This window comes from Flavobacterium sp. B183, assembly GCF_023539155.1.
GTDB lineage: Bacteria > Bacteroidota > Bacteroidia > Flavobacteriales > Flavobacteriaceae > Flavobacterium > Flavobacterium tructae.
Genome location: NZ_CP097434.1, coordinates 4,540,142 through 4,549,800, shown reverse-complemented (window position 1 = coordinate 4,549,800; position 9,659 = coordinate 4,540,142). Strand labels below are relative to the sequence as shown.

5 protein-coding genes are annotated in these 9,659 nt (G+C 34.2%); all 5 read left to right on the top strand.

Annotation, left to right across the window (positions count from 1 at the left end; genetic code table 11):
• Positions 1–11 precede the first annotated feature (11 nt).
• Positions 12–1,727, top strand: coding sequence for a carbamoyltransferase C-terminal domain-containing protein (locus tag M4I44_RS18860; RefSeq protein ID WP_017496290.1), 1,716 nt, complete (start codon positions 12–14; stop codon positions 1,725–1,727).
• 320 nt (positions 1,728–2,047) lie between these two features.
• On the top strand, positions 2,048–2,839 hold the full coding sequence (locus M4I44_RS18855; protein ID WP_249965740.1) for a bifunctional 2-polyprenyl-6-hydroxyphenol methylase/3-demethylubiquinol 3-O-methyltransferase UbiG: 792 nt from the start codon (positions 2,048–2,050) through the stop codon (positions 2,837–2,839).
• Between the two features lie 3 nt (positions 2,840–2,842).
• Positions 2,843–3,790 carry a cysteine synthase family protein gene (locus M4I44_RS18850; protein ID WP_017496288.1) on the top strand — a complete coding sequence of 316 codons (948 nt, stop codon included), beginning with the start codon at positions 2,843–2,845 and terminating at the stop codon, positions 3,788–3,790.
• Positions 3,777–4,742, top strand: coding sequence for a 2,3-diaminopropionate biosynthesis protein SbnB (locus M4I44_RS18845; protein WP_249965739.1), 966 nt, complete (start codon positions 3,777–3,779; stop codon positions 4,740–4,742). The genes M4I44_RS18850 and M4I44_RS18845 overlap by 14 nt, the downstream gene beginning before the upstream one ends.
• A 176-nt stretch (positions 4,743–4,918) precedes the next feature.
• On the top strand, positions 4,919–9,361 hold the full coding sequence (locus M4I44_RS18840) for an amino acid adenylation domain-containing protein (protein WP_249965738.1): 4,443 nt from the start codon (positions 4,919–4,921) through the stop codon (positions 9,359–9,361).
• Positions 9,362–9,659: the final 298 nt, after the last annotated feature.

Here is a 9,659-nt window from a genome sequence, read left to right as displayed (position 1 = left end):
GATACAAAATTATGAGAAATATTATTTTAGGAATAAATTGTGTATACCATGAATCAGCGGCATGCTTAATAATTGATAACAAAGTAGTGGCGGCTATTGAAGAAGAAAGACTCTCAAGAGTCAAACATGCAAAAGAATCAAAAATTGACAATCCGGATGAATTGCCGATTCTTGCAATAAACAAATGTCTCGAGATGGGGGGAGTAAGTTTAGAGGATGTTTCTTTAATAGGGTTTTCATTTAAACCTGAAAGAAGATTAGAAAACATCCCTTCAGAAGATCGTTTCGTACCAAACAACTGGGGTTGTGAGGATGGCGAAAAGTTATTCTATGATAAATTAACACAAATTCCTCAAAAACTTCAGGAAATGGGGTTCAAGGGACAGTTTAGCTTTATCGAACATGCGATAGCGCATTGTGCATCAGCATACTATCCATCTCCGTTTAGTGATGCGGCCATACTTTCTATTGACGGAATCGGTGAATTTGAATCGACCACCCTTGCCTACGGACATGGTAAAAATATTGATGTAGTACAACAAATTGCCTATCCTAATTCAATTGGTTTTTTATGGGAGAAAATTTCTAAATTTTTAGGCTTTTCAGAATACGATGCATGTAAAGTAATGAGCGTAGCGTCGTTCGGAAATCCTTTAACATTCGAAGAGGAATTCAGTAAGATAATTTCCATCAATGATCAAACTATTTTTGAACTGGATAATGAGGTACTATGCTTCAGGGTTGAAGATTATTCTAAGTTAGAAAAGTTATTCAACATTAAAAAAAGAGAAACATTAGATGAATTAGAAGAGGTACACAAGGATATTGCCGCTGCTCTGCAAAAATGGACAACCGATATTATTGTAAAAGTTACCGACAGGCTTTTTGAAGAAACAAAATCTGAAAATCTTTGTGTTGCGGGTGGTGTCGCTTTAAACTGTGTTGCCAACACCATTGCTTTTGAAAATAGTAAGTTCAAAAATATTTTTATACAGCCGGCAGCAAATGATGCGGGAACTGCATTGGGAGCGGCTTTAAAACTGAATATTGAAGCAGAAGGTAATTTAGAAGGATTGGTTTTGGACAATACGTTCTTAGGGCCTTCATTTACGACCGAAGAAATACACAATGAAATGTCTAAGAGAAATCTGGTGTATTCACATGTGGAAGACATAGAAGTGAAAGCTGCAGAACTTATTAAAGCAGGTAATATTATTGGATGGTTTCAGGGAGCAATGGAATTTGGACCCCGGGCGCTTGGAAACAGAAGTCTTTTGGCAGATCCGAGAAATTTCCATATGATTAAAAAACTCAATTCAATAGTAAAACACCGGGAAGATCACAGACCATTTTGCCCAAGTGTTTTATCAGAAGAAACAGAAAACTGGTTTGACATTAAAAAAAGCACACCTGTATCCGAGTACATGCTTATGGCTTATCCGGCTTTAACCAATAAAAAAGAACTTATACCGGCAGTAGTGCATGTTGACGGGACTTCGAGAATACAGGCCGTTAATCAGAAAACCAATCCAAAATATCATGGGTTAATATCAGAATTCTATAAACTAACCGGTATCCCGATGGTTTTAAACACTTCTTTTAATGATAGAGAACCAATTGTTTGTACTCCTGAGGATGCGATAAAAACCTTTTTGAAATCCAATATTGATTATTTGGTAATGGGGAATTTTATTTTAAACAAACAGGATAATCTGGAAAAAGTGTAATCTTTTTGATGCTGAGAACGAAAATTTTGAAAAAGATTCACCAACTATTGAATGTATCTTTGTATAGGTATCCGTCTATTGCAGAAGTAGTTAATCGTGTTGGTAAAAACTCGGGCACTGTTTTGAAAGAAGCGATGAGACAAGTGAAATCAGTACAGCAATACTACTATTGATAACGAAATTAATGGTCAATAGTTGAGATCCGTATTCAGAAAAAAAATCACAGAAGAAGTACTGGCGTTAAACAATTATTTTTTCGCCAGTGCTTTTAAAGGAATGTTTAAAAAAGAACTCCTAATAATCAAAAAAATATACACGATATGGATTATAAAAAATATACCGAAGCAAACAGGATCGCATGGAATGAGGTGAACCCAATGCATCAGGATTTTAAAAAGAGATATAAAAGCAAATTCACTTTAGAGGACTTTAGTACCTTGGATGAGAACCTTCTGGAAGTACTAAATAAAATAACATTCCAAAACAAATCAATACTTCAACTGTGCTGTAACGACGGTGAGGAACTGATTTCATTAAAAAAAATGAATGCCGGCACATGTGTCGGTATCGATATCTCTGACGAAGCGATCGATTCGGCACGTTTTCTAAACGACCAACTGGGTCTTGACTGTACATTTCACGTCTATGATGTTTATGAAATGGACGAAATTATAGAAAACGAAAAATTTGATATCGTATTAATGACAGTAGGTGCCCTGGTCTGGCTGCCCGATTTGAATCAGATCATAAAAAAAATCTCTAAAGTATTATCTCCTGAAGGATTTCTGGTTATTCAGGAACAACATCCTTTTAGCTGGCTTATCGATGAGGATATGAAACTTTCGGAAGAGGAGAATTATTTTAGAAAAGAACCATTAAAAGAGGAAGGTGGCCTGGATTATTTAGGAAAAACCGAATATGAAGGAAGCACAAACTATAGTTTTAATTATACGTTCTCCGACCTATTCAATGCCATTGCCGATAATGGGCTGTCACTTTACAAATTATTTGAATATGCGAATGATATATCAAATTTAAAAGAAGACCTGGAACAAAAAGAACTTTCCTATCCGTTGTCCTATATCTGCATTGCAAAAAAACACAAATCCTAATCGATGAATACATTATTAGACAAACTGTACAAACTAAAAAAACTTATTGGAAATACTCCTTTGTATAATATATGCGCAGAGAAGAATATTTTTATAAAAGTAGAATACTATCAACTTGGTGGTAGTATAAAAATGCGATCTGCATTTAAAGTAATAGAAGAAGCAATTCTTGATGGTTCAATCAATGAAGACACAGTTGTAATCGAATCTACTTCGGGAAATTTTGGGATAGCGCTCGCTTTGATCTGCAGAAAACTGGACCTGAAGTTTATACCGGTTATAGATCCGTGCATCTCTTTATACAAAAAGAAAAAGCTGGAACTACTGTGCAGTCACATCGTTCAGATCACACAAAAAGACGAAACCGGTAATTATTTACTGAACAGAATAAAATTTATCAAAAACTATCTTGAAGAAAATAAAAATTCTTTCCAGCCCAACCAATATAAAAACAAGAATTGTTACCTGGCTTATAATGCGATGATGGAGGAGATAAAAGATCAAATTGATGAAATAGACTATATTTTTATTTCTGTGAGTTCGGGAGCCACAGTCACCGGATTATCACAGCATATCAAGAAGTATTTTCCAAAAATAAAGATTATAGCGGTAGATATTGAAGGCTCACTGATTTTTTCTACCATAACCAAAGAACGCAAACTACCGGGTATTGGTGCCAGCAAAACATCTGATTTTATTGCCCTGGCAGACATACATGATCATGTTATTTTAAGTGAAGAGGAAATCATAAGCGGCTGCCAAAAACTTTTCCATGAATACGGTATTCTGGCTGGTGCTTCCGGAGGAGCGGCTTTTTATGCTGCCTTGCAAAATATTGAAAATTCTGAAAAGAAACAGAATTGCCTGGTCATTATACCCGATTCCGGCGATGATTACCTGGAATTAATAGATTATAAATGCTTTCAACAAACTTCTTATGAAATACATTAATGAACAAAATATATTGGAAATAGGGAATAACTGGAATGAAATTATTCAGGTTATTGAAGATACTGTTCTCCTGTTAGAAAAAAAGGATTACGCACAACCTATAAAACCATACCTTAGATATAAAGATTTAAAAAACAGAATAATCGCTATGCCGGCTTATGTAGGAGGAGATTATAATATTTCGGGCATAAAATGGATCGCCAGCTTTCCTGACAATATAAAAAATAATCTCCCGAGGGCCAATTCAGTTATTATCCTGAATAATGCCGATACTGGTGTTCCCATATCGGTGATAAATACGCCCATGGTCTCGGCCATACGTACATCGGCAGTTACTGGTGCGATCATAAAAAGCTACAGAGAAGCAGTAGAAATTAAGGAGAAAATAAATTTTGGTATTATTGGTTTAGGACCAATTGGGAGGATGCATCTTGAGATGATTTTTACTTTGCATGAAGATATCATTGACAAAATTTATGTCTACGATATCAATCCAATTGACACAGAGTTGCTGCCCGAAAAATGGAAACATAAAATCGTACTCGCAAACGATTGGGAACAAGCTTATTTAAACTCAAAAATTTTTATTACCTGTACGGCCTCGTCAAAAAGATACATCAATCTTCCACCTCCAAAGGGTTCATTGCAACTCAATGTTTCATTAAGAGATTATGAAGCCGATGTTTATGATTTTATTGACTGCGTGATTGTTGATAATTGGGACGAAGTGTGCCGCGAAAACACCGATATTGAAATGATGCATCAGACAAAAGGACTGCTGGAGAAAGACGTTCTTATAATCACGGATGTCTTATCCGGAAAATTAGGAAAAACTATCAAAGCAAATGATACCATAATGTTCTGTCCTATGGGGATGGCGATTTTTGATATCGGGATAGCCAAATATTTCTATGAATTATCGCAAGATAAGCGTATCGGACAAACGTTGTAATTTTTAGGAAAACGTATTGCCTAAACCGAAAGAAGAAGCAAAACGATTATCGCAGTTATCCATACTGTTGCCCTTTTTAAATAGGCCGGCAGAATCACAAAATTGGACTCCGGCCAAACAATTATGGATGAAAAAGTAACTGATAATGTTATGGAACTACTATAAAAAGAATATTCATGAAACTGACATTGCCCCAACAAGATATTTACTTCGAACAATTATTATTTCCTAATGAGCCTGTTTACAATATTGGGGCTAAAATCGAAATTAAAGGTCAAGTAAACATAGAAATATTCAAAAGAGCGTATGTTGCCTTGATTGATCAGCACGATGCTTATAGAAGTATTATTGTAAAAAAGGAAGAAAATGTTGGTATTCAAATAGTAGCAGACCATCAATCGGAGCTGGGGTATATTGATTTTTCAGACTTTGAAAATCCAACTGAGCAAGCAAATCTCTATATGCAAAAGGAATTTATGAAACCTTTTGATTTATTAAAAGGAAGCCTTTTGCATATTTTCACTTTAGTAAAAGTTCAGGACGATTTTTACTATTTATTCTCGGTGTATCATCATATCATAACCGATGGCTGGGGAACTTCATTAATGTTTCAAAGATTGGTTCAGAACTACAATGAGATTTCTGAATCTGGCGCAATTATTTCCGATTATCCATTTAGTTACAAAGACTTTGAAGAAGATGATTTCGAATATCAAAATTCAGAATCATTAAAGCAAGATTTAGAATACTGGTCTCAAAAATTCAAACCATTACCGGAGAATTTATTCGATAAGTTAGATGACCGTGTGCAAATAAACAAAAGCAGCCGTAAAGAACTGATTATTGCAAGAGAGGTTTACAACCAATTAAATGAACTAGCCACAAGCTATAAATGTTCCACTTTTGCTCTAATTTTAGGAATTCTGTACACTTATTTTGGCAGAAAACACGAAAACAACGATTTTGCTATTGGCTTGCCCGTTTTAAACAGAAGTAAGTCTGCTTATAAAAAAACGGTGGGGCTTTTTATGGGAATTTCTCCTCTAAGAATGTCATTGGATTTTGAAGCGACTTTTCAGGATTTAATAACTGATATAAAAAATCAGTTAAAACAAGATTATCGCCACCAGCGGCTGCCCTTAGGAAAGTTAATTCAGGAATTGCAGTTGTACAGTCAAAAAGAGCGATTGTTTAACATCACACTTTCTTACGAAAAACAAGATTACTCCGCTCATTTTAAAAACACACAAACCAAAGTAATTCCATTAAGTCATCAATCAGAAAGAGTAGCTCTGGCTTTGTACATAAGAGAATTTGACGAATCAGAAGATGTGAAAATTGATTTTGACTATAATTTGAATTATTTTGATGAGGTAAGCATCACACAAGTGGTCAATCATTTTGAAAAGTTGGTTCATGCTGTTTTAAATAATTCAGATAAAAAGCTAAAAGAGTTAACCTATTTAACCACAGAAGAAAAGCAACAAGTAGTATTTGATTTTAATCGTACAAAAGTTGAGTATCCAAAAGATAAAACGGTACTGGATTTATTTCAGGAACAAATTAAAAAAGTACCTGAAAAAATTGCGGTAAAAGAGGAGACAAAATCATATTCTTATAGCGAACTGGATAAGCTATCCAACCAGATAGCAGCGTACATTATTTCAAAATTTGGTACGGAAGATAAAGCACCAATTGCTGTTTTGTTAGGTCGCTCTGCTAATATGATCGCTGTTTTGTTAGGGATTTTAAAAACAGGCAGATCTTATATCCCGTTAGATCCTGCTTTTCCAAAAGACCGTTTAAGCTATATTGTGGCTCATAGTCAAACCAGCATCATTATTAACGAAAATAATAATGAAATTGAGGCGATCAAACAGGTAAAGACAATAGCATTAGAACATATTCTTGCTGAAATTGAGGATCTACAAACAACAGCTTTTCAAAACGTATCCCCACAAGATACGGCCTATATTATATACACATCAGGATCAACAGGGAATCCAAAAGGAGTTGAAATTGGACATCAGTCATTGCTTAATTTCTTAACCAGTATGCAGCAGGTACCCGGAATAAATGCAAATGACATTTTATTTTCAGTAACAACTTATTCTTTTGATATTTCTATATTAGAATTTTTTGCACCCTTAATTTCAGGAGCAACCTTATATATTGCTAACCAGAATTTGTTATCCGATCCTAATTTAATGATTAGAAAATTAGAAGAACTCAAACCCACAATCCTTCAGGCCACACCAAGTTTTTATCAAATGTTATTCAATGCCAACTGGCAGGGCGATAAACAATTAAAAGTATTATGTGGCGGCGATTTGCTAAGCGAATCATTAGCCCAAAAACTAATCAGCCATAGCTCAGCATTATGGAATATGTACGGACCAACCGAAACGACTATTTGGTCCAGTGTAAAAAAAATAGAGCACCCCTCGCAAGCCTCCAATATTGGTAAACCCATCAACAATACGCAATTCTATATTTTAGATGCATTTTTAGATCCAAAACCGATTGGAATTCCGGGAGCCATTTATATTGCTGGCGATGGATTGGCACTGGGATATTATAAAAACAACGAATTAACCAAAGAAAAATTCATCCAAAACCCTTTTGATACGAATAGTTGGTGCTATGAAACAGGAGATGTTGGAAAATGGAATCACAATGGAGAAATAGAATTTTTAGGACGAAATGACAATCAGGTAAAAATTAGAGGTTATAGAATAGAATTGGGCGATATCGAGTCGCAATTCAATCAAATAGCTGCAATTAAAGATACTGTTGTCATTGCTAAAAAAGGAGCGCAACAAGAAGCTTTTTTAATCGCTTATGTTTTAAAAAATCAAGAGTTCGTCGATACAATTGAAATTACGAATCAATTGAAAAAGACACTTCCGTACTATATGATTCCGAATGCAATTATTCCACTGGAAGAATTTCCGCTTACGCCCAATCAAAAAGTAGATAGAAAATCGTTGTCACAAAGAGAGATTCAGTATAATACAAACGAAGATCATTTTAAAGAACCGGTTTCCGATTTAGAAATAAAACTATCACACTATTGGGCAACAGTATTAAATACAAAAGAAGTCATAAGTGTAACGGATAACTTCTTTGCGCTTGGTGGTCATTCTTTGAATGCAGTAAAATTGATTGGATTAATTTCCCGAAATCTTTATGTAGAGATTACTTTAAAAACGATTTTTGATTTCCCGACTATAAAAGCACTGGCTGTTTATTTACAAGAGTTAAAGCCAACCCAATCGAATGCCATACCTTTAGCTGAAATCAAAGATTTGTACCATTTGACTCCTGCTCAATATACTATTTGGCTGGCTTCTCAACAAACAAAGAATTCGATTGCTTATAATATGTCTGCCGGCTATACTATTGAAGGAATTATAGATACAGCTAAAGTGAACCGGTCCATCAATCAAATCATTGAAAAGTATGAAATCCTAAGAACCAATTTTATTGAAATTGATGGAATTCCGTATCAAAAAATAAATGCTACGGAAAAGAATAGATTTGAAATTGCTGTACATCAATTAAAAAATGGTTCTATAGAAGAGGCGATCGATCGATTATGTAATACCGAATTTGATTTAGAAAAAGACATGTTGATAAGAGCTCAATTGCTACCCTTAGAAACGAATCAACATCTACTTCTTTTTTCGACACATCACATTATGATGGATGGCTTGTCACTGGAAATTTTCATCAAAGAATTTATCCAAAACTATAATCAAAGTACTCCAAATCAAACTAACGAGAACAGCCTAAAACTTCAGTTTAAAGATTATTCAGAGTGGTTGAATAAAACAGTAAAAGAGGATCAATCTAAAAATGAGTTGTTTTGGAAAAATTATCTTCAAAACTATACACCTAAAAATTCATTTGACAGGGATTTTAGTATTCAGAATAATAAACAAAACGGAAGTAAATTATCATTTGAGCTCACAGAAGAAGTTACGCTCCTTTTAAAACATCTGGCTGCCGAAAAGCAAATGACTTTCTACACCCTTTTAGTGGCTTCAATCAATGCTTTAATTTATAAACTATCCAACCATTCGGATATATGCATTGGTACCGTAAATTCAGGAAGAAATAGCTATGATTTAAACAATCAAATAGGAATGTTTGTGAAAACTCTGGTGCTAAGAACTCAAATACAGTCAGAACAAACTTTTACAGATGTATGGGAGAATGTTAATCATAACATACTGGAAATAAACAATTATCAGGATCTGCCATTTGACAAAATAGCATCGGATATTTATGATCTGATGCTGGTCTATCAAAACCCCGAATTTAATTTTGAAAACAGCATTGAATTAGATGAATTGAAATTAGCATCTTATCCAATCGAAAGCAAATTCAGTAGAATACCTATTGTGTTTAACTTGTTTGAAAGTGAGCATCAGTTAAAAGGAACTATTGATTACAATTCTGATTTGTTTGAGGAAGATACTATACAAATGATTGTATCAGAATTTGGTAAAATGCTAAATGAAATTGTCGTTAATCCTTTAAGGAAGATTGGAGAAATAGACGATAAATTAGAGCAGGAAATCAATACGACATTAGATTTTGATTTTAATTTTTAAAGGATTGAATCACCAAAGCTGCGCAAATGTCTCTGACTTTGCGCTTTTTTTTTGCACTTGTGAATCATTACAGTTTATAAAAGTCTCCTGACTTTTACCGTTATTTTTTAATACTGTTTTAAATCTTTTCTTTTCTGGAAATTACATCTAAGAAATTTAGTTTTAAAGTCTAAGACTTTATGACTTGTATGTTTTAAATTAGATATTGCAAGTTGGCGTAAAGTCAGAGACATTTGCGCAGCGCGAAGAAATTTACTTTTAAAGTCTAAGACTTTATGACTTGTATGTTTTAAATTAG

Coding starts and splice junctions, on each gene's coding strand:
- M4I44_RS18840 (WP_249965738.1), top strand. CDS start 4,919: ATGAAACTGACATTGCCCCAACAAGATATTTACTTCGAACAATTATTA.
- M4I44_RS18845 (WP_249965739.1), top strand. CDS start 3,777: ATGAAATACATTAATGAACAAAATATATTGGAAATAGGGAATAACTGG.
- M4I44_RS18860 (WP_017496290.1), top strand. CDS start 12: ATGAGAAATATTATTTTAGGAATAAATTGTGTATACCATGAATCAGCG.
- M4I44_RS18850 (WP_017496288.1), top strand. CDS start 2,843: ATGAATACATTATTAGACAAACTGTACAAACTAAAAAAACTTATTGGA.
- M4I44_RS18855 (WP_249965740.1), top strand. CDS start 2,048: ATGGATTATAAAAAATATACCGAAGCAAACAGGATCGCATGGAATGAG.